This window comes from Bradyrhizobium sp. Kon56, from assembly GCF_055807635.1.
Map to the genome: position 1 here is coordinate 1 of NZ_JBVVOU010000035.1, position 22,714 is coordinate 22,714.

30 protein-coding genes are annotated in these 22,714 nt (G+C 61.9%); 14 read left to right on the forward strand and 16 right to left on the reverse strand.

What is annotated here, in order from left to right:
• Positions 1 to 88: 88 nt before the first annotated feature.
• The 3 genes from AC0L3B_RS33295 to AC0L3B_RS33305 all read right to left on the reverse strand — a co-directional run bounded on the left by AC0L3B_RS33295 (position 89) and on the right by AC0L3B_RS33305 (position 1,222).
• Positions 89 to 496 (reverse strand): hypothetical protein, encoded by a 408-nt coding sequence (locus tag AC0L3B_RS33295; RefSeq protein ID WP_368507491.1) that lies wholly within the window; start codon positions 494 to 496, stop codon positions 89 to 91.
• Positions 497 to 679: 183 nt separating this feature from the next.
• On the reverse strand, positions 680 to 829 hold the full coding sequence (locus tag AC0L3B_RS33300) for a hypothetical protein (RefSeq protein ID WP_247395406.1): 150 nt from the start codon (positions 827 to 829) through the stop codon (positions 680 to 682).
• A 207-nt stretch (positions 830 to 1,036) separates the two neighbouring features.
• Positions 1,037 to 1,222 carry a DUF3606 domain-containing protein gene (locus AC0L3B_RS33305; RefSeq protein ID WP_368507490.1) on the reverse strand — a complete coding sequence of 62 codons (186 nt, stop codon included), beginning with the start codon at positions 1,220 to 1,222 and terminating at the stop codon, positions 1,037 to 1,039.
• A 170-nt stretch (positions 1,223 to 1,392) separates the two neighbouring features.
• Here AC0L3B_RS33305 and ligD point away from each other — a divergent pair, with 170 nt between their 5' ends.
• The 4 genes from ligD to AC0L3B_RS33325 all read left to right on the forward strand — a co-directional run bounded on the left by ligD (position 1,393) and on the right by AC0L3B_RS33325 (position 4,016).
• The gene (gene ligD, locus AC0L3B_RS33310; RefSeq protein ID WP_473381763.1) at positions 1,393 to 2,277 is read left to right on the forward strand and encodes a non-homologous end-joining DNA ligase; all 885 of its coding nucleotides are present in this window, start codon (positions 1,393 to 1,395) and stop codon (positions 2,275 to 2,277) included.
• 183 nt (positions 2,278 to 2,460) lie between these two features.
• The gene (locus AC0L3B_RS33315; RefSeq protein ID WP_368507489.1) at positions 2,461 to 2,787 is read left to right on the forward strand and encodes a hypothetical protein; all 327 of its coding nucleotides are present in this window, start codon (positions 2,461 to 2,463) and stop codon (positions 2,785 to 2,787) included.
• Between the two features lie 108 nt (positions 2,788 to 2,895).
• Positions 2,896 to 3,309, forward strand: coding sequence for a hypothetical protein (locus AC0L3B_RS33320; protein WP_377829709.1), 414 nt, complete (start codon positions 2,896 to 2,898; stop codon positions 3,307 to 3,309).
• A 14-nt stretch (positions 3,310 to 3,323) separates the two neighbouring features.
• Positions 3,324 to 4,016: an SOS response-associated peptidase gene (locus AC0L3B_RS33325; RefSeq protein WP_473381764.1), complete on the forward strand. Its 693-nt coding sequence runs from the start codon at positions 3,324 to 3,326 to the stop codon at positions 4,014 to 4,016.
• Between the two features lie 6 nt (positions 4,017 to 4,022).
• On the opposite strand, the gene AC0L3B_RS33330 is transcribed toward AC0L3B_RS33325, so the two are convergent.
• Positions 4,023 to 4,799, reverse strand: a complete 777-nt coding sequence (locus tag AC0L3B_RS33330) for a DUF4261 domain-containing protein (protein WP_473381765.1) — start codon at positions 4,797 to 4,799, stop codon at positions 4,023 to 4,025.
• A gap of 499 nt (positions 4,800 to 5,298) precedes the next feature.
• Here AC0L3B_RS33330 and AC0L3B_RS33335 point away from each other — a divergent pair, with 499 nt between their 5' ends.
• Positions 5,299 to 5,499: a hypothetical protein gene (locus tag AC0L3B_RS33335; RefSeq protein WP_204511899.1), complete on the forward strand. Its 201-nt coding sequence runs from the start codon at positions 5,299 to 5,301 to the stop codon at positions 5,497 to 5,499.
• Positions 5,496 to 5,702, forward strand: a complete 207-nt coding sequence (locus tag AC0L3B_RS33340; protein WP_456653755.1) for a hypothetical protein — start codon at positions 5,496 to 5,498, stop codon at positions 5,700 to 5,702. The genes AC0L3B_RS33335 and AC0L3B_RS33340 overlap by 4 nt, the downstream gene beginning before the upstream one ends.
• Here AC0L3B_RS33340 and AC0L3B_RS33345 read toward each other — a convergent pair.
• From AC0L3B_RS33345 to AC0L3B_RS33370, 6 genes are all read right to left on the reverse strand, one after another.
• Entirely contained in the window at positions 5,696 to 5,965 is a 270-nt protein-coding gene (locus tag AC0L3B_RS33345) for a DUF6894 family protein (RefSeq protein WP_085361079.1), read from the reverse strand. The genes AC0L3B_RS33340 and AC0L3B_RS33345 overlap by 7 nt on opposite strands.
• Before the next feature lie 167 nt (positions 5,966 to 6,132).
• Positions 6,133 to 6,381, reverse strand: a complete 249-nt coding sequence (locus tag AC0L3B_RS33350; RefSeq protein WP_085350655.1) for a hypothetical protein — start codon at positions 6,379 to 6,381, stop codon at positions 6,133 to 6,135.
• 567 nt (positions 6,382 to 6,948) lie between these two features.
• Complete coding sequence (locus tag AC0L3B_RS33355; protein ID WP_166517529.1) at positions 6,949 to 7,125, reverse strand: hypothetical protein; 177 nt, start codon at positions 7,123 to 7,125, stop codon at positions 6,949 to 6,951.
• Positions 7,126 to 7,232: 107 nt separating this feature from the next.
• Positions 7,233 to 7,424, reverse strand: a complete 192-nt coding sequence (locus AC0L3B_RS33360) for a hypothetical protein (protein ID WP_027519295.1) — start codon at positions 7,422 to 7,424, stop codon at positions 7,233 to 7,235.
• A 149-nt stretch (positions 7,425 to 7,573) separates the two neighbouring features.
• Complete coding sequence (locus AC0L3B_RS33365) at positions 7,574 to 7,753, reverse strand: hypothetical protein (protein ID WP_085350653.1); 180 nt, start codon at positions 7,751 to 7,753, stop codon at positions 7,574 to 7,576.
• A gap of 140 nt (positions 7,754 to 7,893) precedes the next feature.
• Positions 7,894 to 8,130 (reverse strand): hypothetical protein, encoded by a 237-nt coding sequence (locus AC0L3B_RS33370; RefSeq protein WP_204511901.1) that lies wholly within the window; start codon positions 8,128 to 8,130, stop codon positions 7,894 to 7,896.
• 246 nt (positions 8,131 to 8,376) lie between these two features.
• Here AC0L3B_RS33370 and AC0L3B_RS33375 point away from each other — a divergent pair, with 246 nt between their 5' ends.
• Both AC0L3B_RS33375 and AC0L3B_RS33380 read left to right on the forward strand, forming a co-directional pair.
• Entirely contained in the window at positions 8,377 to 8,562 is a 186-nt protein-coding gene (locus AC0L3B_RS33375) for a hypothetical protein (RefSeq protein WP_018454867.1), read from the forward strand.
• Between the two features lie 283 nt (positions 8,563 to 8,845).
• A complete protein-coding gene (locus AC0L3B_RS33380) occupies positions 8,846 to 10,132 on the forward strand; it encodes an NRAMP family divalent metal transporter (protein WP_094183309.1) in 1,287 nt (428 codons plus the stop codon).
• A 152-nt stretch (positions 10,133 to 10,284) separates the two neighbouring features.
• Here the strand turns inward: AC0L3B_RS33380 and AC0L3B_RS33385 are convergent, their stop codons facing one another.
• Positions 10,285 to 10,473, reverse strand: a complete 189-nt coding sequence (locus tag AC0L3B_RS33385) for a hypothetical protein (RefSeq protein ID WP_247296981.1) — start codon at positions 10,471 to 10,473, stop codon at positions 10,285 to 10,287.
• A gap of 167 nt (positions 10,474 to 10,640) precedes the next feature.
• Here AC0L3B_RS33385 and AC0L3B_RS33390 point away from each other — a divergent pair, with 167 nt between their 5' ends.
• Complete coding sequence (locus AC0L3B_RS33390; RefSeq protein ID WP_204511902.1) at positions 10,641 to 11,855, forward strand: mandelate racemase/muconate lactonizing enzyme family protein; 1,215 nt, start codon at positions 10,641 to 10,643, stop codon at positions 11,853 to 11,855.
• Positions 11,856 to 11,861: 6 nt separating this feature from the next.
• On the opposite strand, the gene AC0L3B_RS33395 is transcribed toward AC0L3B_RS33390, so the two are convergent.
• From AC0L3B_RS33395 to rocF, 4 genes are all read right to left on the reverse strand, one after another.
• Positions 11,862 to 12,158, reverse strand: a complete 297-nt coding sequence (locus AC0L3B_RS33395; RefSeq protein WP_018454872.1) for a hypothetical protein — start codon at positions 12,156 to 12,158, stop codon at positions 11,862 to 11,864.
• Positions 12,159 to 12,260: 102 nt separating this feature from the next.
• A complete protein-coding gene (locus AC0L3B_RS33400; protein WP_204511903.1) occupies positions 12,261 to 12,803 on the reverse strand; it encodes a c-type cytochrome in 543 nt (180 codons plus the stop codon).
• Positions 12,790 to 14,061: a sulfite dehydrogenase gene (gene soxC, locus AC0L3B_RS33405; protein WP_204511904.1), complete on the reverse strand. Its 1,272-nt coding sequence runs from the start codon at positions 14,059 to 14,061 to the stop codon at positions 12,790 to 12,792. Before soxC ends, AC0L3B_RS33400 begins: the two co-directional genes overlap by 14 nt.
• 161 nt (positions 14,062 to 14,222) lie before the next feature.
• Positions 14,223 to 15,200 (reverse strand): arginase, encoded by a 978-nt coding sequence (rocF, locus tag AC0L3B_RS33410; protein WP_204511905.1) that lies wholly within the window; start codon positions 15,198 to 15,200, stop codon positions 14,223 to 14,225.
• A 268-nt stretch (positions 15,201 to 15,468) separates the two neighbouring features.
• Here rocF and AC0L3B_RS33415 point away from each other — a divergent pair, with 268 nt between their 5' ends.
• The 5 genes from AC0L3B_RS33415 (at position 15,469) to AC0L3B_RS33435 (ending at position 19,536) form a co-directional block, all read left to right on the forward strand.
• Positions 15,469 to 15,729, forward strand: coding sequence for a hypothetical protein (locus tag AC0L3B_RS33415; protein ID WP_204511906.1), 261 nt, complete (start codon positions 15,469 to 15,471; stop codon positions 15,727 to 15,729).
• Positions 15,730 to 16,716: 987 nt separating this feature from the next.
• Complete coding sequence (locus tag AC0L3B_RS33420) at positions 16,717 to 17,700, forward strand: DUF3618 domain-containing protein (RefSeq protein ID WP_473351834.1); 984 nt, start codon at positions 16,717 to 16,719, stop codon at positions 17,698 to 17,700.
• Positions 17,701 to 17,792: 92 nt separating this feature from the next.
• Entirely contained in the window at positions 17,793 to 18,392 is a 600-nt protein-coding gene (locus AC0L3B_RS33425) for a hypothetical protein (protein WP_473381766.1), read from the forward strand.
• Positions 18,389 to 18,805, forward strand: coding sequence for a phage holin family protein (locus AC0L3B_RS33430; protein WP_085350643.1), 417 nt, complete (start codon positions 18,389 to 18,391; stop codon positions 18,803 to 18,805). Before AC0L3B_RS33425 ends, AC0L3B_RS33430 begins: the two co-directional genes overlap by 4 nt.
• Complete coding sequence (locus AC0L3B_RS33435; protein WP_085350642.1) at positions 18,802 to 19,536, forward strand: hypothetical protein; 735 nt, start codon at positions 18,802 to 18,804, stop codon at positions 19,534 to 19,536. The genes AC0L3B_RS33430 and AC0L3B_RS33435 overlap by 4 nt, the downstream gene beginning before the upstream one ends.
• Before the next feature lie 388 nt (positions 19,537 to 19,924).
• Here AC0L3B_RS33435 and AC0L3B_RS33440 read toward each other — a convergent pair whose 3' ends face one another.
• Entirely contained in the window at positions 19,925 to 22,663 is a 2,739-nt protein-coding gene (locus AC0L3B_RS33440) for an EAL domain-containing protein (protein WP_473351835.1), read from the reverse strand.
• Between the last annotated feature and the right edge of the window lie 51 nt (positions 22,664 to 22,714).

Genomic DNA, 22,714 nt, shown 5'->3' on the forward strand with positions numbered 1-22,714 from the left:
GCCAGCGCTTCAAAGCGCGGCTCAACAAAAGGCCCAGCGGCCAAATCCATTGCAGCCAACTTTTGCAACAAAATCGGTCAACAGCAGACTAAGGCTCCGCAGGCGAACGGCGGTGGGTTACCCAATACTCATTCTGCCACGCTTCGTAGCCAAGCAACTCGCCAAAGCGCCGTTCGCGGTCGTCCGACCAGGCTCCGGGTTCGTTCAGAAGCGCGAGCATGGCATCGACCCGCCACTCATGGCCGAGTAAAGTGTAGAACAGCATCTGATATTCGAGCTGCGGCAGTTCGGGACACGGTCCAATCACTGCGCGCCTTATCAAGCGACCCGCATCAACGTGTCTGTCGAACATCCGCCAATACCGAATACAGACATCCGGTTCATGACCGACGATATACGAGAAATATGCAAGCGGCTTCGCCCCGCTCAGCATTAGGCCGAGTTCTCTGTTGGTGTGAACCAAATAGGGCAGCTGACGACGCCATTCGGAATGCATGTTCGGCATCTTGACCGCACAACGTTAATTTCCGCTAAGGGTCAAAGGCTGCCTGGGAAAGCTTGCATGCCCTGTTCCGGTGAACTTCAGGAAGCAGACCTCGCGACACTCTGAGCTAATGGAGGACTCCGCACGGTTTTTCCCATGCTGACCGACATGACATAGGTTCAGGCGGCTCGTCGGCTAGGCGATCAAATAGAAGGTGGTTGCCAGCGCCGCGGCGAGGACCGCCAAGCGAGTGGCCGCTTTCATCATTTTAGTCATGGACGATTTTTCGATGATGAAGTTTAGCCCGCTAACGACCACGACCATGAAAGCCACAAGCAACCACATGACGCTCCTCCTCTGATTGAGCACGTGGTATCTGTATCGGGCCAAGTGTCCTAATTTATCGCTGCTTTATTCTAACCAGACAGCACCCAACAAAGGTCTGCTCAGGGTCACAAGCGGTCCTGGACCAGCTGCTCGCGGCAGGCCACGGGCGCAAGAAAACCGGTCGCTCACGCGACCGGCTAGCCACGAACCTTTAGGTAAAAATTATCAGCGGCCCAGCTTACGCTCTACCTTTATCCGGCTGCTGCCCACCTTCTTGACCGCTTTCTTCACGGCAGAGGCCGAGCGGCCCGTCTCCTTCGCTTCGTAGCCGACTTCGTATTTCTGTCCGCCCGCTACGCGCGCGCGGTCTTGCTTGCGACCGCGAGTTGTCTGCTTCTTCGCTTTAGCCATGTTGCTCTCCTTGCGTCTGTGAAACGCAAGAGGATTCAAATGGTTCCTTAGATCCGTCCGTCCGCGCCGATCAACGGAACGAATCCGGCCGTGAAGATTCGAATCAAGGTGTTCGTTGCGTGGAGTTTGTCAGTGGCGTTGCAGCGTCAGCGTAGGCAGGGGATAATCGGGTGAAAGCGCCCTTCCCCGGCTTCATCAAACCGGCCTTGGCATCGTGGGTGGACCGCGTGCCATCCGGAGCGCGGTGGATTCACGAAATCAAGTTCGACGGCTACCGGGTCCAGGTTCATTTGGCGAACGAAGTCGTCACCGTCTACACCCGTCGCGGCTTCGACTGGACCAAGCGCTTCAAGAAAGTCGCCGACGATGCCTGGCACATCAAGGCGGGATCGGCGGTCATCGATGGCGAGGTTGTGGTCCCCGCGGCCGATGGCAGCACCGATTTTTCCGTCCTTCAAAACGAGCTGAAGGGCACATCAACCAAGATCGTGCTCGTCGCATTCGATCTGCTTTATCTTAATGGACGAGACCTGCGCGGCCTGCCGCTGTTTCAGCGCAAGGCCGAGCTGAAGAAGATCATTTCCGGCACCGACGTGCAGTTCAGTGAGAGCTTCGAGATCGAAGGCCGCGAGATGTTCGCGCACGCCTGCAAGGTAGGGCTGGAGGGCGTCGTCTCAAAGGTTCGCGACAGCACCTACAACAGCGGCCGCGGCAACAACTGGGTCAAGACAACTTGCGCGCAGCGAGAGACGCTAACCATCGCCGGCTTCGCACTCGACGAAGGCAAATGGGACGGCATCTATCTCGGGCGCCACAAGGGAGATGATCTTATTTATGCGGGCAAGGTTGACCACGGATTCGACAAAACGTCTGCCGCAGAACTGCAAAAACGATTGAAGCCGCTCATTCGCAAGACGCAGCCTTACGCCAAGCGAATCGCGCACAAGGGTATCTGGGTCGAGCCAAAGCTGCTTGCGGAAATCGAGTATCGCGCGAAGTCGGCGGAGGGGAAAGTCCGGCATCCATTCTTCAAAGGCTTGCGGGAGGACCTTTAGGTGAAGTTTTGCGCTGTTTGCGACAACTACCGTTGGGTCTGCGAAAATCATCCGAACCGCCCCGCTTTCGGCCCTCGCGCCTGCGAGTGCGGCGCGGAGAGCCCTGCCCCGTCTGCAATCCAAGCGATGAATTCAACATCCCAGCCATGCCACCCAAGTTTGTGCCTGATCGTCTGGATGAAGATGATGGAGACGACTGAGGTGAACATGAAGGTCGAGGACAGGTCCGAATTGATCGGAGCATTGGCGTCTTACGATTCAGCGGATGACGAAGGCGGTTCAGCAATTGCGGATGGCCCGGCTCCAGTCGCCAGCATGCTGGTCTATTGCGCGCACAATTGTAACACTGAATTCGAGACCGAGGTTGAGGAGCTCGAATGCGGCGCCGGCCAGATCGTCTGCCTGGAATGCGACGGGAGCGGACGCTGCCTGTTTCCTCCAGAGATGGTCGGAGGCGAACTGGCCTGCGTCGATTGCAAGGGGACGGGCCGCCAGTTGGTCAGCATATGAAAGCCCTTTGGTTTTCCACAGCCACGACAGGAAGTAGCCCGTTGCGCTTCTCGCCTACCACCTATCGATAATTTGTCAGCTTGGCCGGCACATGGCTTTGATCGCGGCATGACCACCAAGTCCCGCCAACATCTCTACGGCACTCAAATCAAGATGTCGGCCGAGCGCGCCAAGGAGGCGCGCAAGGAGGCCGACAAACTGGCTTGCGCGGCCTGGAACTATCGGATGCTTGGCTATAAGGGCCCGGCGCAGCCATCGCCGACGATCGGAGATGCCATCAACGCCGGCTTCCTATACCTCGAAGTGCGATGCCTTGGATGCGACACCAACCAAACCGTGGCACTCGATGTCGTCCGTCGTGCCAAGACGACGCCGGTGCATGAACTTGAGCGCTACATGCGATGCAAGAACTGTTCGGAAGTGCGGCGCTATCCGTATAAGCGAAGCGCACTCGTTGCATTAAGACCAACGAAAATCTCGGCGGATAATCCGGCATCTTACTGGTGGCCCGGCGAGCGCTAAGGATCATCGAACATATGTGCAATCTCTATTCGATCACCACCAACCAAGCCGCGATAGCCGACCTCTTCCGGGTCGTCCGCCGCTATGAAGGCAATTTGGCGCCAATGCCGGGTGTGTTTCCGGATTACCCCGCGCCAATCATTCGCGATGCGGGCGGCGAGCGAGAGATGGTGCTGATGCGCTGGGGCATGCCGCCCCCTCCGCGTACCGGCGGCCCGCCCGTCACGAACATTCGCAACACCTCGTTGCCGCACTGGCGCGCGTGGCTCAAGCCGGAGCACCGCTGCCTCGTGCCACTCAACAGCTTTGCCGAATACGCGCCGGAGCCCAACCCGGAGACGAAGAAGAAAGACATCGTGTGGTTTGCGCTCGCGGACGCCCGGCCGCTGTTCGCGTTCGCCGGGATCTGGACGACTTTCAATGGTGATCGCGGCACCAAGTCGAAGCCGATCCCCGGACCGCATCAGGTGTACGGTTTTCTTACCACGACGCCGAATGCGGTCGTGGAGCCAATCCATCCGAAGGCAATGCCGGTGATCCTGACTACAGCGGAAGAGCGAGAGATTTGGCTGAGGGCGCCGTGGGATGAAGCCAAAGCACTGCAACGGCCGCTGCCGGATGAAAGCTTGAAGATTGTTGCGCGCGGCATCGAGAAGGAAGATGCGTTCACCACTGCTACAGCCGTAAGATCGGGCGAGCTGGGTTAACGCTGATTATGCCGAGCCATCGGCACAGAAAAGAACGGGCAAGCCTTCGAATCGATCGGAGGCCTGATAACGAGCCGAGAAGCGCTCGCGCGAGTCGCGACCAAACGTATCGCCGTCTTTGACCACAAGCCCGTGCTCAACCAGATAGACGGCAAGGCCGTCCACCTTATTGATCAGCGTTGGAAGTGTCAGCTTGTGGGTCTCGAACTCGATTTCACGCTCAGCGAATGCTGACAGCCCCATCGTTACCGCTCCGATGGCCGTGTCAGATCGGAACGGCAATATGTCCACCCACAGTGAGGAAGGATAGTCTGGATACGGCGCAAACGATCGGCTGGACATGTCCAACCATAGATCGGCGGATCGTGCGACCTTGCCATTCCATACAACGGCGCAACATTCCGGCACCGTCGCGATCAATGCGCCGATAGCGGCAGTCGTGAGACGAGCGGCGCGCAACGGACGCTGATTCTGGCCAAGCACAGAGACGATCAGATGCCCTCGATGTCGCGCCGCGGCCGCCTCAGCCTGCGGCCATGTCGTGGAGGCGCGCGACCACAAGCCGGGATCGTCAGGAATGGGCGCCGGCATCGACATGACGGCAACAAGCTCGTTGCCACAGCGAATGAGCGGCGAGTTTGCCTGAGCCTGTTGCGCGTCTCCATTCTCTGCAACCTCAGTTGCCAGTTCAGGATGTCGAGTGCGGAGGGCCTTCGCAAGCGCCGACATGTCCGGCGTTGCCGGCGTGTCCAACAGGACCAAAGCGAGCAGTGAATTGCTCATCGGCTACCCCGCACAAATTTTGGGAACGAGATCAGATACACTTTTGTCATTCGCCCACAGGTTGAATTTTTAATTTCCTAGAACAAAACGCGAACACTGTCAATATCCTCTCGCCCGCGTTGGGTGGCGGGCCACACGCACGTTGTTCTGAAATCTTCTCGCGCGTGATGATGTCATCGGCTTTGCTGCGTTGAGCTGGGCAGCGCTCGAGCCCGCGCAGAGACCACACATCCCGCGCTGATCATCCGGCGCGTCCCGTCCCGCGCGAGCTGAGCTCGCCTCTGTCCAAAAGTGCACATTGCTCACAAGCACTCAAGATGAGTAACGCGCTCAAGTCGCTGAATTTGCTCGCGCAATTAAATCCGCCAACATATCATATGATATTTCCTCTCGCCACCAGAAGCGCGAGGATTGATCCATCACCGCAAGGCAGTTGGCATCGACCCGGTGATGAGACCGCCGAAATTGCTCCCGCACCATAAGAACGAGGGAGACGTGCATGCAGAAGCGTCGACGTTTCAAGCAGACCAAGACACTCGACGAACGGCTCGCCGCGGAGGCCGCGCGGCTGCGCGAGGAGGCGCGCACGCTCGCGCCGGGGCGCCGCCGCGAGATGCTGCTGCGCCAGGCGCGGCAGGACGAGACCGCCATGCATATTGCCGCCTGGCTGCAATCGCCAGGGCTGAGGCCGCCGACATGACCCAGCAATATCGCGCTTACCTGGTCGGCGACAACGGCGTCTTCCGCTCCGCCGAAGCGTTCGAGGCCGCGTCGGATGCGATCGCCCTCACCTTCGCGCAGCAGTTCACGCGGCACGGCAAGGTCGAGGTCTGGCAGCTCGGCCGCAAGATCGCCGTGCTCGAGCCCGAGCAATCCCCGCCCGGCGTTCTCACGCGTCAATGATCGCGTGATGCCGCAGGCGTCCTGAAGGTCTCGATCGCGAACGAGAACTTGACCTGCATCACGGGACCCCTGGCATCGCGAACGTCGATCGCCATCGTCTGCCTGCCGCCCGCGGCAGGCGCGGAGAGGATGGCATCGCGCGCCATGTCCGCGACCGACTTGGCGGCCTCCGCCTGAACGGCGCGCCAGCTGGCCAGCTCCAAGCCTTCCTCGTCGAGCGCTACACCAGTGTCGTCGCGCAGATCGAAATAATATCGGGGCATTGCAGCATCCTTTGCCCTAATAGGTCCGAAGCGGACAAAGGTTTCCGGAAGCCGCGAAAAAATCTATGGGGGATCAATGGGTTCCGGGAACTTCGCGGTTCCCTGCTGCCGCGTTCGTGCCTCTTCAGGAAGCCGAAAGCGACAGGGCGAAACGACATTCGGCCCCCTCACTCCTCCGCAAGCTTCCCGACGATGTAGGCATCCACCGTTTCGGCGAACGAGCGCTGCACGCCGACCGCAGTGCCATGCTGGTCGAGCGCGTCGCGCTGGAGCACGCGCAGGCCACGGCCGCGCATGCACACCGGCGCCGTGTTCAGATATTGATCGATGGCGCCTGTCGCGAGCGGGATGGCCTTCGGGTCGCCCCTTGCGATCAGAAGCCGCAAGAGGCTCTGGCATTCGGCCAAGCCTGGCATGGATCAGCGCCTCACGCCTGCCGCGATTTCGCCGGCCGCTTCACCGGCTGGGTGTGGGTGCCGAACAGAGCGAGCAAAAACGCGACTTCTTCCTTCGAGCCAACCTGGATCATGATGATCTCCTTTTCGCTAGGTTGGTCGGGCGCAACGGGCGGGGCGTTCGAGACAATCGGGTTTCAGCACTGTTTCAGGCGTGTTTCGTCGCGTCGCGCGATGTCCACGCTCGCCTGAAATAGGAACAGCTTCTGGGATCAAAAAGTTATTCGCGCGTCGGTCCGGATGCACGACCGGCGCCCCCCACGGCCTCAGCTCGCCCCCCGGGCTGGGGCCGTTTCTTTTCGACGCCTTAGTTTCGGCTTTGGCTTTGGCTTTGGCTTTGGCTTTGGTCTCGCCCGGGCGTCTCCCAGAACAGCTTGTTGCACTGGGAGCACCGAAAGATGGCCATCGCGCCGTCCGGTGAACTCACCGCGTCGATGAATGTCATGGGTTTGTTGCACGCAGCACAAATCGGCCGCTGCCTGGTGTCTTGATCCATGCGCGCAAACGCGGGAACGGCGGAAGAGGTTTCTATCGTTCTGGAGGTTCAGGGTGCCAGATTTTCGGAACTTGCTGCTGAAGCAGTGAGATCGATGCCGCGATCTGCTCCCGCGAACGGCGCAGCAATTGTCGTGTCGTTTGGCTTGCATCGAGCTGGTGCATTTTCTGCCGGTCGAGATCCGTCTCGAAGTCCTCGCGGGTGAGCATGACAAGCTCCCGTGTTGCTGCCCATTCGCAGAGTACGTCGAGAGACGATTGCGGACCGTTCATAAGTGAACACAGGCCGGGATGCCCGCCTTCGACCCAGCCGGTCTTCAGGGTCCGCGCTTCTGCGTGACGAGGCGCAGCGCGATGCCGTGCTGCCACGCGCGCACCCTCACCGCGGCTTCACTGCGACCAAGTTCGCCCGCGATCTCGTCCGGCCGCCAACCGGCTTCGGCCAACGCCTTCAGCCGCTCGTGCTCTTCCGCTGTCCACTTCTTCAACAACGGGTAGCGTGATTGCATGGTCGGAAGCTGTCTCGCCTTGCGTGATCGATGCAGGCGACAAGCGAGCGAAACAGGCAAAGTTCCTGTCCGACATTCTTATGCGTTGTTTCCATGAGATCTACAGCGCGCCATCCCGCAAGCGGGCCGACCCCGAGGACGTGCCTCGCTCAGATCCAGACGTCCTCGCGGCACGAATCGCACCGATAGATCAGGACCGAGCGTTCGCGCCTCACGTCGAAGATCGAGGTCAGGCAGCGCGTGCCCCTCTCGCATTTGGGGCACGCCGGCCCCGGCTCGTAATATTGATCCGGCCGCGTTGCCGGGCCTGCTTGCTGTTCACTGCTCATCTCATCCCTCGTTGGAGGATTGAGTTCCAAAGTGCCAAAGTGGACATTCGTTCCTATCACGCGGGTGGCGCTTCTGATGGAAGCGAGGGCCTAGACGCCCCATGATCGCGCCCGCGGATCATCGGCTTCGTCCTGAACCATCAAGCGGGTTTGCCCTGAACGATCAAACCGGCTTGCTGTTGGCGCCCCCCCCGCAGTTCGTCCAGGCTCTCGACGGTGCAGATGCGCGCTGCGCGGCGGGCCAGTTCGTCGTAGTTTTGCGCCACCTTGCGCAGCACGTCCCGCGTCTCGGGGTACTCGCAATTGTCCGCCTTGGTGCGAAATTCTTCCGCCCGCATCCGCCAGTAGCGCGGAGGGTGCATCCGCTCGGTGCCCATGGGCCCCTCCCCTCGATTGGACTGTTCGTGTTCGTTAATGGAGAGCGCGTCCAACAGTTCCCGCGCAGATGTTCTGGCCCCGATCACACGTCCAGATTGCGGCCCGCTGGGACAGCATCTCCCTGGATTGGTCGACTTTAGTTCAAATGCAGCAGGGCGGGTTCGCCAGGATGCAATTGGTTCGCGCCATGCTGGACAATGTCCCCTGCGACCAACGCAATCGGGAAAGGGCCGGAGAGATCATCGATGTATTACGTCGCCGCCGCGCTGCTGGTACTGTCGGGACTGTTCTACTCCGCGAGCCATCACGAGATCGGCTCGTTCGGCGTCACCATGTGCACCTATGGCAGTGCGTTCTGCAACAACCCGCTGATCGTCTTTGCCGGCGCCGCGCTGGCCGGCGCCTGGGGCATGTTCGTCAGCATCAAATAGTCCCGACCGCACGCGCTCAGGAGATAAACATCTCGCCGGTGTCCCTGCGCGGGTTGCGCACTGCGCGAACGCCGGGCCATCGCAGTCCGGTCGCGCTCGGAATGCGTGCAAACGCTGCACCAGGTATTCTCCGATGATGCACTTATACAGGTGTTTTGCCCGACGAGTCAAACGAAATTAGCTTTATCAGAAATCAACGAGGCGCGCCTTACCCGCAGCCCGGGAACCTTGTTCCCTCATTAGCATTTGTGAAGGACGCGCCCCGACCGAGACCCCTCCTGCCATGACCGACGATGCCGTCAGCCCCACGAAATCCGCACCGTCGCTGTTGCAGAGGCTGGGGCCGGGTCTCGTCACCGGGGCCGCCGACGACGATCCGTCCGGCATCGCCACCTATTCGCAGGCCGGCGCGCAATTCGGTTACGGACTGCTCTGGACGGTATTTCTGACCACGCCGTTCATGATCGCCATCCAGCTCGTCAGCGCCCGGATCGGCCGCGTCACCGGCAAGGGGCTGGCCGCCAACGTCATGCAGATCGCGCCGCGCTGGGCGGTGCTGTCGCTCGTCGCCATGCTGGTCGCCGCCAACACCTTCAACATTGCCGCCGACATCGCCGCGATGGCGGAGGCGCTCTCGCTGGTGATCGGCGGCCTCAACCACGAGCACGCGCTGATCTTCGCGGCGGGCTCGACCCTGCTGCAGGTGTTCCTGCCCTATCGGCGCTATTCGCCGGTGCTGAAATTCCTCACCTTGGCGCTGTTCGCCTATGTCGCGACCGCCTTCACCGTGAAGATTCCGTGGAGCACGGCGCTGCTCGCGGCGGTGTGGCCGAAGACGAATGTCAGCGCCGACTATTTCATGATGGTCGTCGCCGTGCTCGGCACCACGATCAGCCCGTATTTGTTCTTCTGGCAGGCCTCGCAGGAGGTCGAGGAGATGAACCAGGGCAAGCGCGACAAGCCGCTGCGCGAGCTGAAGCGCGGCGGCAGTCTCGAGCTGGCGCGCATCCGGGCCGACACCCTCTCCGGCATGCTGCTCTCCAACGGCATCGCCTTCTTCATCATCCTCACCACCGCCTCGGTGCTGCACGCGAATGGCGTCACCAACATCAACTCGGCGACGGAGGCCGCCGAGGCGCTGCGGCCGCTCGCCGGCGACTTCACCTTCGCCCTGTTCGCGATCGGCATCATCGGCACCGGCCTGCTCGCAATTCCGGTGCTGGCGGGTTCGGCCGCTTACGGCGTGGCGGAGATCTTCGGCTGGCGCGCGACGCTGGAGGCGAAGCCCGACGAGGCGGTCGGCTTCTACACCATCATCGCCGCCGCCACCATCATCGGCTTCGGTCTCGGGTTCACCGGCATCGACTCGATCCACATGCTGGTCTGGAGCGCCGTGCTCAACGGCATCGTCGCCGTTCCGATCATGGCCATGATGATGCTGATCGTCTCGAGCAAGGCGATCATGGGCCGCTTCAAGGGCCGGTCATGGCTCGTCGCGCTGGGCTGGCTCGGCACCGCGTTGATGGCGCTGGCTGTGCTCGCCCTGCTCGGCTCGTCATTGATGGGCTGACTAGCCTTTGACTAGCCTTGCGACAAGACTGCCGAGATCTGCGAGGCGATGATGAAGGCCGCAAACACAGCCGGCACGCTGATGAAGCGCAGGAATTGGTCGATCGAAAGCATCGCTGTCTCCCCCACGACAAAAACGTATACGCCGCCGCGCTATTCCACCCCGTGCGCGACGTGCTGATCGGCCGTCAGAAACTGATCGGAAATGGCGGCTCCACTCATCGTGAGCAGCGCCAGGATCGTAATCACAGCCAGAAATCTCATGGCCGGAAGATCGATCCCGATTGTGGCCAAAAACGTCAGAGCATGGCGCCTTTTCAGGACGATCCCGGGCAAGATCATGGCTGTCCCCACCGGATTCCCCGCGTTTTCCAATAGAACGTTCGGAAGGGGCTTCCCTGCACACCTCGCCAGGCTTCACTGCGCAAGGCCGTTAGCCTAACAATCGTGGCTGGACCCGGGCTTGCGCCCGCCAAAGAAAAAAGCCCAGCCGGGCAACAGGGAGCGACATGACCAAATCGTCGAAAGCAACAAGTCTCGAAATTCTCGCCTGCGACGCCGGCTGGAGAAACTACCACTTCGTCAAGCTGACGACCGAGGACGGCATCGTCGGCTGGAGCGAGTTCGACGAGGGCTTCGGCTCGCCCGGCGTCGGTGCTGCGATCCAGCGCCTGTCTGCCCGCGTCGTCGGGCAGAACGTTTTCCGGCACGAGCGCATCTACGCCGAACTGTTCGCGGCCACGCGTCCCGCCGCCGGCGGCGTGGTGGCGCAGGCGCTCGGGGCGATCGAGAATGCGCTGCTCGATGCCAAGGCGAAATGTCTTGGTGTGCCCTGCTACGAACTGCTCGGCGGCAAGATCCGCGACCATGTCAGGGTCTATTGGTCGCATTGCGCAACGTGGCGGATCAATCACCCGTCCTGGTACAAGCAGCCGATCGAGAACCTCGACGGCGTCAAGGCAATCGGACGCGAGGTCCGCGAGAAGAAGTTCACCGCGCTCAAAACCAACATCTTCTCCTATGATGACGGCAAACCGACCGGTTGGCGACCGGGCTTCGGCTCGCCCTTCGCTCCCGAGATCAACGTCGATCGCAAAATCCTGCGCGATCTGCGCATGCATCTGGAAGCGATCCGGGACGGTGCAGGCCCCGACGTCGACATCTTGCTTGACTGCAACTTCAACGCCAAGACGGAGGGCTATCTGGAGATCCTGCGCACCATCGCGGACCTCGACATGTTCTGGATCGAGATCGACAGTTTCAATCCGGAAGCGCTCGGTTACATCCGCAGGCAAAGCCCGCATCCGATCTCGTCCTGCGAGACGCTATTGGGCTTGCGGGAATTCCTGCCCTATTTTCGCGAGCAGGCCATGGACGTCGCGATCATCGACACGCCCTGGAACGGCGTCTGGCAGTCGATGAAGATCGCAGCCGCCGCGGAAGCGTTCGAAGTCAACGTTGCCCCGCACAATTTCTACGGCCATCTCTGTTCGATGATGAACGCGCATTTCTGCGCCGCCGTGCCGAACCTGCGCATCATGGAGATCGACATCGATCGCCTGGCGTGGGACCGCGAACTGTTCACGCATGAGCCCGACATTCAGAACGGCCATCTGGTCATTCCGGACCGGCCCGGCTGGGGCACCGATCCGAACGAGGAAGCCCTGCGCGCGCATCCGCCGAAGACCACCGGCGGATTGCTCAACTACGGCCGCAAGGGCTAGAGCGTGTTACGGCGTCACTGGATTGACGGTTGGGGACGTCTTCGGCCCCGGCCGCTCCGGCTCGATCGGGGAGTGCGGTTCGGTCGGGAGAATTTTGGCACCTGCGGCCCGCGCGGCTTCACCCGTGGTTGCGTACATCGCAACATGGGCGGGCTGCGTTTTGGCCCGATTCCATGGTCCGTGATCGACGATGAGCATCGCAGCAATCGTCAACGCGGCCACAATCAACGCGATAACGCCGGGATGGCGAAGCGCTGAGGACATGGAGTTTGCGAAGCGATCCGTTGCCATCGTGGAATCCATAGGCTTTTCCTCTCACAGGTTAATGCAATCGCGTCCTGCGAGTTCCGCCCTTGGCCAAGGCAAGTTCCAAGCGGATACGGGAACCTGGTCGCCCCAAGGCGCTCAGTGTTTCACATCCGGCCGCGCGTCGCCGACGAACCGGTCGCGGTTCGGCATCTTGACCGCTGCAAGCGATTTGGCATCGAGCGTCGCATCCGCTCCGACCAGTCCATTCAGGTTCAGGATGTAGGCGGACACCGCATAAACCTCTTCATCGCTCAACGATTGCGGCGCGTTCTGCGGCATCGCGCGGCGGATGTAGTCGAACAGCGTCGGCGCATACGGCCAATAGCTGCCGACCGTGCGGATCGGCCTTGGCGTTGCGATCGTGCCCTGCCCACCGACGAGCCGGTCACCGAGCCCGCCCTCGCCTTTGTCGCCATGGCATGATGCACATTGCTGGGCGAACACCTCGCGCCCTTGGCTCACCGAGCCGCTTCCCTTCGGCAGATTGCTGCCGTCGCGTCCGATATCGATATTCCAGCCCGCAATCTCCGCAGCCGTCGCGGGCCGTCCGAGGCCGTACGGGGCTTGCGCCTGCGCGCCACTCGCGAACGCACACAGCACGATGACGACAGCAATGCCGCAAGTCTCACGCCAGCGCATTGGTCACCTCGCCGTCAGCCGCGATGCGCCAGGGCCAGATCGCGTTGTTGTGGTAGAAATAGTTCTCGCCGCGCACCGCGAGCAGCTCGGAGAGCGTCGGCTGCACATAGCCGGTCTCATCGATGGCACGACTCTGGATCACGGCAGGCCTGCCGTCCCACTGCCAGGGCAGGCGAAAGCGTGTCAACGCACGCGTCAGCACCGGCTCCTGCAATTGCGTGCTTTGCCAACTCTTTCCCTCGTCGACGGACATCTCGACGCGCGCGATCTTGCCATGCCCGCTCCAGGCTATACCGGTGATCTCGTGGAAGCCGGGCCCGTTCAGACGCTGGCCGCCCGAAGGCCGGGTGATGATCGACTTCGCCTCCATGTAGAACGAAAATTCACGCGCGGTGCCGTCCGGCAGCAGGTCGGTGTATTTCGAGGTCTCCTCGCGCGAGTAAACTGGCTCAGCCGTCACATGCAGGCGGCGCAGCCATTTCACGCTCATGTTGCCCTCGAAGCCCGGCAGGAACAGCCGCAGTGGATAGCCCTGCTGCGGGCGCAGCCGCTCCCCGTTCTGGCTGTAGACCAGCATGGCGTCCTCGAGGCATTTCTCGATCGGGATGCTGCGGGTCAGCGCAGCCGCGTCGGCCCCCTCGGCGACGACCCATTTGGCTTCCGGCTTCAACCCGGCCTCCTGGAGCACCAGCTTGAGGCTGACGCCAGTCCATTCTGCACAACTCACCAGACCTACAAGGTCCGACGCGGTCTTGCCGTAAGGCTTGCTGTAGCCGGGATTGCCGGAGCATTCGAGAAAGTGGACGCGCGATTCCGACGGGAAACGCCTGAGATCGTCCATTGTAAAAATCAGCGGGCGCTCGACCAGCCCGTGCAGCATCAACCGGTGCTGGGCCGGATCGATGGTCGGAACGCCACCATGATGACGCTCGTAGAACAGTCCGTTCGGCGTGATGATGCCATCGAGCTCCTGCAATGGCGTCCGGCTGGAGGCCGAGATGTACTGCTTGAGCGTCTTCGAGATGTTCTTGACGACGCCCTTTTCGAACGGTGACGGCGCGCCGTAGGGCTGGCTTCCCATCGGTTCGCCGGGCGCCTTCATCCATTCGGGAATGTTGGGTGGAAGGTTGTCGGTCTCGGCGGCAACCGATGCGCGGGCGCCCAGGACGGTACCACCCGCCACCGCAGCACCGCCGCGCAGAAAGCGGCGGCGAGTCGTCCCCGCGGGTTTGTCGTCGGCATCGAACGTGCGGCTCATTTGCGGATCCTCGGCTGAAGCGCGACCCGCATGAAACATTCTGCGACGAGCATTTGCAATTCGCACCTGTTTCAAAAACAGGCGATTTCCATCTGGACTGATCTAAATCCGGTGGCGGCGACGGCAGTTCTCTTCTTCGCAATGCACAAACGGCTCGTCCGTCACTCGCCCGGCGCGATCGCATTGCTCGGGGTCGGCCGGTCGGCGATCTGCTGGCCGAACAGGCTGCCGATCAGTTCGACCGCGGTGCGCGCGGTGCGGCCACGCTCGTCGAGAAACGGATTGAGCTCGACGATGTCGACTGATCCGACCACGCCGGAATCGTGCAGAAGCTCCATGATCAGATGCGCCTCACGATAGGTCGCGCCGCCCGGCACCGTCGTGCCCACTCCGGGTGCCACGCAGGGGTCGAGAAAATCGACATCGAAGCTGACATGCAGCACGCCGTTGCTGGCCCTGACGCGCTCGATGACGCGGCGGATCAGCACGGCGACGCCGAACTCATCGATCTGGCGCATGTCGACAACCCTGATCCGGCGCGTGCGCATCAACTCCTTTTCGAGCTTATCGATTGAGCGCGCGCCGAACAGGTCAAGCCGATCGGGACCGATCGGGGCACGGGGATCATCGCCGAGCAATCCGTCGAGGCCGGGTTCGCCGCACAGGAATGCCGCCGACATGCCGTGCATGTTGGCCGTGATCGTCGTCTCCGGCGTGTTGTAGTCGGCATGTGCATCGAGCCAGAGCACGAACAGCTCGCGTCCGCGCTCCTGCCAGTGACGCGCCATGGCATTCACCGATCCCATCGACAGCGTGTGATCGCCGCCGAGAAAAATCGGCAGCGCGCCGGTTTTTGCGATCTCGTAGCCTCTGCGGCTCAGGACGCGCGTCCAGCGCTGAATTTCGCGGTAGTGATTGGCCTTGTCTGGGGGCCTGTCGGCGAGGTCCCGGAGCTCGGCCACCGAGAGATCGCCATAATCGACGATCTCGAAATCCAGGCTCTCGAGCAGTGTCGCAAGGCCGGCGGTGCGGAGCGCCGCAGGGCCCATCAGGGTACCGCGCTGCGAAGCCCCCATGTCGATGGGAGCGCCGAGCAAGGCGATACGCCGGGCTCGATCCGTCGTGGTCGGGTCGGTCACAGCTGTCTCCTGAGATCAGCAAGATTGAGCCAGCCTAACAGAGATTCGCATCCGTCGTTTCACGGGGGGCGGTCCGCGCAGGGGCGCATCATCTCGGAACAAAAGCCCGCGCGCCGAATTGCTCATTCAAGGCCGGTACCCGCCGTAAAAACCACGGCGCCTGTCGCGGATAGCCAAAGGTCAAGCGACCCGCTGTTCAGAACGAGCGCTCGCGCGGATAGCCAAAGGTATCGGCCTCCGTCACACGATCAGCCCGGAGGTCGCGCACTTGAGCACGGAGATCCCGCAACCCACCTCGCATCCCGGCATGGCCGAGCGCGCCATCGATGCAGCGACGGACGTATCCCACACAGTCGGCGAGATCGCAGGTGGCCTTCATGCTGCTGTCGACCGCATAACCTCCGCAATCGACGAAGCGCGAAAGCCCGGCCGGCCCCTCGCGACCGTCGCCGCGATCACGCGCGAAGCGCCGCTCGCCAGCCTGTTCGTTGCTTTCCTGTTCGGCGTCGCGGTCGCGCGTCGGCGCTAACGCATGTGCTCAGGAAGCGGCTGCCGCCTGATGTCCGGTTTACCGGCAACAGAGTCGCCGCAGAGAGCAGCGGACCTGCAGCGATTGGGATCACGCAATAAGCGAGACCTCCCCCGACTGATTTCATCTTACATTGTCGCGCCGATCGGTTGTTTGTGAAAATCTCGTCCATACCATCAGTTTAGTAGAGACGGACGGCTTCGGATCAAAAGCACACGCATTCAATTGACCTTCGGCAAGGGCCAAAAGCAGCTCAAGCCTTCCCGTGAGAGGACGGATGCAGTCCACTCCGGCTGTGAGCATCGATTAGCCCGAAAGGTGCCGAACGCACCGTTGTGCTCTTCGTTCCTCGATCGGCTTTCACTCGCGTCAGGGGACAGCTAATTGAGCTTATGCCGCAACTCCTTGGCCACCGCGGAGTTCGGTGATGACCTCCTTCTCGCGAGGCAATTGCGGATGCTCCAAACAGGGCGGGACTGCGGATTGCTGCCGCCGATCCGGCCAGTACGACTGGCTAGTATGCTGCTGGCGATCGTCTAGCGCTCATGTGCGCCACTCCTGCTGATCCGAGATCCGCTGTCGTTTAGCTGGTTTGTTCTTGGCGCTCAGCCCAGTTAGGCCTCAATCGTAGCTCCGCCATTTCGATCCTAATCGGCACCAGAATTGAGCTGCCGATGACAATAAAGGCGTGCAGTAGCGGTGCACACGACGGACCCGGACCTCTCCCCATGAAGGTCAACGCCCGGGCCTACAGAAAAACAGACCATGCGGTCGTCTGCGCCCGGTAGGCTGATATCTACTCCCGTCTGAGCTGCCACAGACACCTCCAGAGTTGTATTGCAGTCTCGCTTGCGAAGATCAGATCGCGCTCGCCCAGGCCAAGTGCGCTCTGTGAATGGAATGCACCGCTGTAGCGCGCAATAGGAACAATTCAAAAAACCGTGAGTTGGATTGCAAGAAATCCGAAAAGCGAGAGAGGGTGATGCGATGACGCGGTCCGTGGAGGAATTAAGACGTGAGTCCGAGCGAAGTCGCGCTCAGTTGGCCGCTACGGTCGACCGGCTGAAAGAGCAGGTCTCCGAGACGGCCGAGGACATCCGCCACAAGGTCTCGCCGCAGCATATCAAGTCGGAAGTATCCGACTACGTCACCCATACGACAAAGAGCTGGGTCGACGGACTGAAACAGCAGCTCATGGATAACCCTATGCAGGCAGTGGCCGCCGGGACGGCCGTGGCGATTCCACTTCTGCGCTTGGCGCGCGGTGTCCCCTTGCCGCTTTTGATGATCGGTGCCGGCTTGGCGCTCACCTCGAAAACCGTGCGAGACCGCGCCTCCGAGGTTTCCGGCCCTGCGATGGACAAGGCGGGCGAGGTTTTCGAGGACATGGCGGGCCGAGCGCGCGCCATGCAAGGCGATCTCAGGGATCAACTATCTTCCGCCAGTAATCAGGCCGCCAGCATGGCCGATATCGCGCAAGATTCGACTGCCGGTCTCGCGGCGGATTTGCGCGCACGGGCTACCCAGGCCGCCGACACGATTGGCGAGAAGCTCAAGAGCGGGGTGGATGCGGCGAAGGACGGTGCCTCCGCAGCGAAGGACGCGGCCGGCAGAGCGCCCCAACAAGCTCGCGCGATTATCAGCGATAATGCTGCGCTGATCGCCGGCCTTGGCGTGGCGATCGGAGCCATCGTCGCAGCCGCTCTTCCGGAAACCAAGGTTGAAGCCAAGGCAATGGGCCAGACGAGCGACGGCGTGAAGCGGGCCGCTGCCGAGGCGGCTCAATCGGGATTTGACGCGGCAAAAGATGCCGCAATGTCGGCAGCCGACGCGGCAACAAGCAGGGTCGCTGAGGCCGGCCTCGGTGAGCATGCCAGCCGCCTGACTCAGAACCTCGCTGACTCCCTCAAGACAGCCGCCGACGACGTCGTCGGAGCCGCTTTCAATCCCTCCCGCAATTCCAATACCTGAAGGAACGCACCATGAGCGATCTAGACCTGAGCAGAAACACGAATTCAAATGAAGATCGGAACGCGGGATCTCCCAAGAACCTGAAGGACCAAATGGCGGAGGCTGGCGCGACTGTGAAGCAGCGGGCCGACGAGGCCTTCCGGGCAACCGCTGACGTCGCCCAGGACAAGTTCAAGGAAGCCGGGGATGCGGCCAAGGACCTCGCTTCGGGGACGATGGACCAGATTCGCGGCCAGGCACGCGAGCAGCAGCGGTCTGGAGCCGAGTTCATTGAGCGACTTGCCGGCAATGTTCGGGAAGCGGCTCGCGCCTTCGAGAGCGATGTGCCTTTTGCCGCCCGCGGCATCAACTCCGCCGCGGACTATGTTGAAGATACCGCCGAGAAGATCCGCAACGGCAGCTTACGCGATCTCCTCGATGGCGCAACCGATTTCGCGAAGCGTCAGCCAGCTGCTTTCCTTGGCGTCTCGGTGCTCGCCGGTTTTGCCGCCGTCCGCTTCTTGAAGGCCTCCGGCGGTGACTCGCCTTCATCGCGACCTGGAACGAACAGTGGAACGTCCTCGACGCAGGGCGACGAATGGCGCGGAACCACGTCTTCCGCCAAGGCCGGTCACGCATCAATGCAGGGCTCATCGGCGCCCGGCAACAATCCGCAGCGAACGACGTCCTTCAAAGGCGGCAGCGTGTCATGACCATTCAGCATGATATCGAGACAAGCCAGAACGATCTTCGGACCATCTCCACGCTGGTAGCCGAAGCGATGGGCCAGTTCGCCAAGCTGTTCCAGAACGAGATCGACTTGGCCAAGGCTGAACTCAGCGACAGAGCGCAGAAGATAACGGGAGCAGCAGGCCTCCTTGCCGGTGGCGCTCTCCTGGTGATCCCCGCCCTTGTGATGGCGCTGTTGGCGCTGTCCGCGGCGTTGATCTCCGCGGGATGGTCTCAATCGCTTTCCTACCTGACATCCGCGATTGTCGCTGGCGCCATTGCGGGCGTGCTGTTTGCGGTCGGCATCAACCGGCTGGATGCCCGTAATCTTGCGCCGCGGGAGACCATCCGGCAGCTGGAAAAGGACAAGGACACTGTGAAGGGAATGGTCCGATGAGCAGCACGCAAACTGGCTTTTTCGATAGTCTGGTCGCAGCGGCCAAGGAAAATCCCCTCGCCGCCGTCCTTATTGGAGGCGGCGCGCTGTGGCTTATGGCTGGTGACGACAGGATCAAGGGCGCGGCTCGGTCCACGGCGGCTGCCGCGTCCGGTGTGGTCGATAGCGGAGTGAGCACAATGCGGACTACGGCATCGGCGCTCCAGCGCACTGCGGCGCCTCCCACGGCGCCCGAAATGGATCACGTAGGGTCACTCGATGGCGACGATACGTTGCGGTCAGCCAAGGGCGCCGCATCCAGCGTTCTGTCGGACACCGCCGACAAGATGAGGGCCCAGTTTGAGAGCGGCGTAGAGATGGTGCGGGACGGCTTCGCCAAAGTAGGCGACCAGGTTCCGGGCGGCGAAGCCGTCTCAAAAGCAAAGTCGTCGTTGTCTGATATGCTCGAAAAGCAACCGCTGGTGCTTGGCGTCGTCGGCTTGGCCATCGGCGCTGCAGTCGCAGGGGCATTTAGAGCAACCGACATCGAGAATGAGTATGTCGGAGAGACCAGCGATGCTATGAAGGCCGACCTGAACAGCCGTGTTGGTGCCGTCTCGCAGGCGCTGCGCGAAAACTCCGACACACTGTTGGCAGAGGTTTCCGATACCGGCGGCGAGGCTCTGGATCGGATCAGGCAGACCGGGATCGATGCAGTCGAAGCAGCCCGTGAAAAGGCCAAGTCGTCCTGATGTGCTGTGGCCACGAAGAGTCGTCGCGACGTCTGCGGCGACTCTTCCGAATTATTCCGCGTAAATCAGTGCATCATCCAGGTGCCCAGCTCGCGCTCCCCGATTCGTCATCAGCGCTCCTCGTAGCAGTAGATCCGCTTCGGGGATGCTGTGCGCTGTCGGTAAGAACAGCTCCTGGTCATCGCGACGACCGCTTGTGGTCACAATGCCAAGATCTCAACGTCAGCAACTCTGGTCCGTCATGCCCTGATAAGCGGACCTCTTGGGAGGGGCCGACACTTCGCCGATAGGCCAGATATGGAAGATCGATCAGCTTTCCGGTTTTTCCGTCAGCGGCCGTCCTGCGACTTGAGCGATGTCGCGGGAACCTGCATCGAAGCTCAAGTGTTCAGGCGGCACTGACGGCGGCGCACTCGGCTGCGAGGAATTGCCGCTCGAATGCTTCCGCCGGCATCGGACGGCCGAAGAAATAACCCTGACCTTCCTCGCATCCCATGCTCACCAGGAAATCGGCCGTCGCGCGGTTCTCGATGCCTTCGGCCACGACTGTCAATCCGAGCTGTTTGCTGAGGCCGATGGTCGACCCGACGATCGCGGCATCGTCGGAGTCCGCGAGCAGACCGAACACGAACGACCGGTCGATCTTGAGCCCGTCGAGCGGAAACTTCTTCAAATAGCTCAGGCTTGCATAGCCGGTGCCGAAATCGTCGAACAGGACGCGGACGCCGAGCTGCTGGATGCGTTTGAACATGTCGAGCACGCGCGCTTCATCATGAAGCAGGATGTCCTCGGTAACCTCGAGCTCGAGCAGCGACGGTGTGAGCCCCGTCGCTTCGAGCATCCCCGCAACCGAATGCGCCAGATCGCCGGACTGCAACTGCGAGGGCGACAAATTGATCGCGACGCGCACTCTGTCGCCGGACAATTCCCAGGCGCGTGCCTGCCGGCAGGCGTTCTCCATCACCCAGTTTCCGATCCGCTCGGACAGGGCCGAGCTATTGACCACCGGCATGAACTCTCCTGGCGAAACGTAGCCGCGCACGGGATGCCGCCAGCGGATCAGCGCTTCGGCCCCGACCAGGCTGGCGTCGACCAGGCGAACCTGGGGCTGGTAGAACAGCTCGAACTCGCCGCGATCGGCGGCAAGCGCCAATTCACTCTCCAGCGTCAGCCGGTTCTCCAGCTCCTCCCGGATCGCGCTCTCGAAGATCACATGGCTGCCCCGCCGGGTCAGCTTTGCCTTGCTCAGAGCGAGATGGGCATTGCTCAGGAGATCGTCGGCGTTGTGCCCGCCTTCCGGATGGATGGCGACGCCGATGCTGATTCTGACGCGATGCTGCCGCGTGCCGGTCGCAAGCGGCGCTTCGAAGGCGCGCGCGATGCGCTCGGCGAACTCTGCGATTGGCGGGTCGCCATCGGCGCCTTTGCGCACAATGGCGAATTCGTCTCCGCTAAGCCGGGCAACGACAGCGCCGCGCGCCTCGGCTCTCAGGCGACCAGCGACCGCCTGCAGCACGAGATCTCCGGCCGAATGACCCAGCATGTCATTGATGCTCTGGAAGCCGTCGAGCCCGATCACGAGCAGCGCGACCTCGCAAGGGCGCTGCCCCGCATCCGCGATCATGCCGACCAGCCCTGCATGCAGCGTGTTGCGGTTGGCAAGACCGGTCAGTGCGTCGTACTCGGCGAGATATCTGACGCGTTCGGCCTCACGCTTGCGGACCGAGATATCGCGCAGGATGGCTCCGTACTGGAAGCCGTCCGTTCCCTGCCAGCCCGAGAAGCTCGCCTCGACCGGGAAAGTTTCACCGTTCTTGCGCCGCCCTTCGAACTCGACGACGACCGCCCCGCCAGGGACCAGGAGGGCCTGGCGCGCGGCGTCGCGCATGGACGGCCTCGCGTCACCGTCCACCGACACGGCGCACAGCGTTTCGAACGGGCGGCCGATGATCTCGGCGGGCATATAGCCGAAGATCGCACTGGCGCCGGGATTCCACACGGTGATCAGCTGACCTTCGTCGGTGCAAACGAGGCCATCGCCGAGCGACATCGCGATACGATGAAAGCGGCTTTCGGCGATGCGCCCCAAGAGACCGCGGAAATCGATTTCGTCGAGTGCGATCGCCGTCAGATAAGCCACAATCGCGATGTGGAACAACGATGTGTCGATGATGAAGGGCCATCTTGCTTGCACGAGGACCGCCAGCAGCTCGAAAACCGCCCCGGCCGAGATCAGGATTGCGGCGCGAATTCCCGGTCCGAAGCGGCGCCACGAATACACCATCAGCAGGCAGATCCCAGCGAGACCCAGGAACATCCCGGTATCGGAGGTCCAGCGCAGCATCCGGTTCTGGAGGATCGATTCCGCTGCCAGCGCCTGGAGGATGGGTCCGGAGATGATGCGGCCATTCGGAACGCTGAAGCGGTCGCCGAGTTCGAGCGCCGTCGCTCCAATGATGATCTTCTTGTCTCTCAGCTTGTCCAGAGCGGCGGTTTCGCCGCGGAGCACGTCGACATATGAGACACTCGGAACCGAGTTCGCCCGAATGCTGAAATCGATCAGGAAAGGCGGCCGCCGATTGGCGTTCTGCCCGGCCAGCACGACGGCCATCGATGGCATCACGGCATCGCCGAGCTTCTCGCCGAACGGATAGCGGCGAACGAGCCCGTCGGATTCGATCGCGACATTGACCAGCGCCGGCCACGACTGGTTGCCGAACGGCTTGAGGGGGCGATTGATGTGAGCTGCGCCGCCATTCGGCGCGGGCTGCTTGAAGGACGGCAGGATGGTCGAGCCGCCGGCCTTACGCAACGCGTTGACGAAAGCCTCGTCGGAGGCGGGATCGGATGGCGAGCTGAAATCGACGTCGAAAGCGACGTCCTGCGCCCCCGCGGCCTCTAACCTGTGCAACAATTCCGCGTGCAGCCGGCGCGGCCAGGGCCACACCCCGATCTGGTCGATCGAGGGCGCGTCGATGGCCACCACGACGACGTTGCCGCTCGCGGCACGCGATTGCCATGCGAACCGCAAGTCGGTCAGCGCGTTGCGAAGCGCACCATGCCACCCCGTGGACAGCACGATCGCCAGCGCGGTCACGACTAGAATATGCGGACGATAGCGCGTCACTCCGATCCTCCCGCGCACCTGCTTCTGCAGGTACGCCCCCTCATCCCCTAC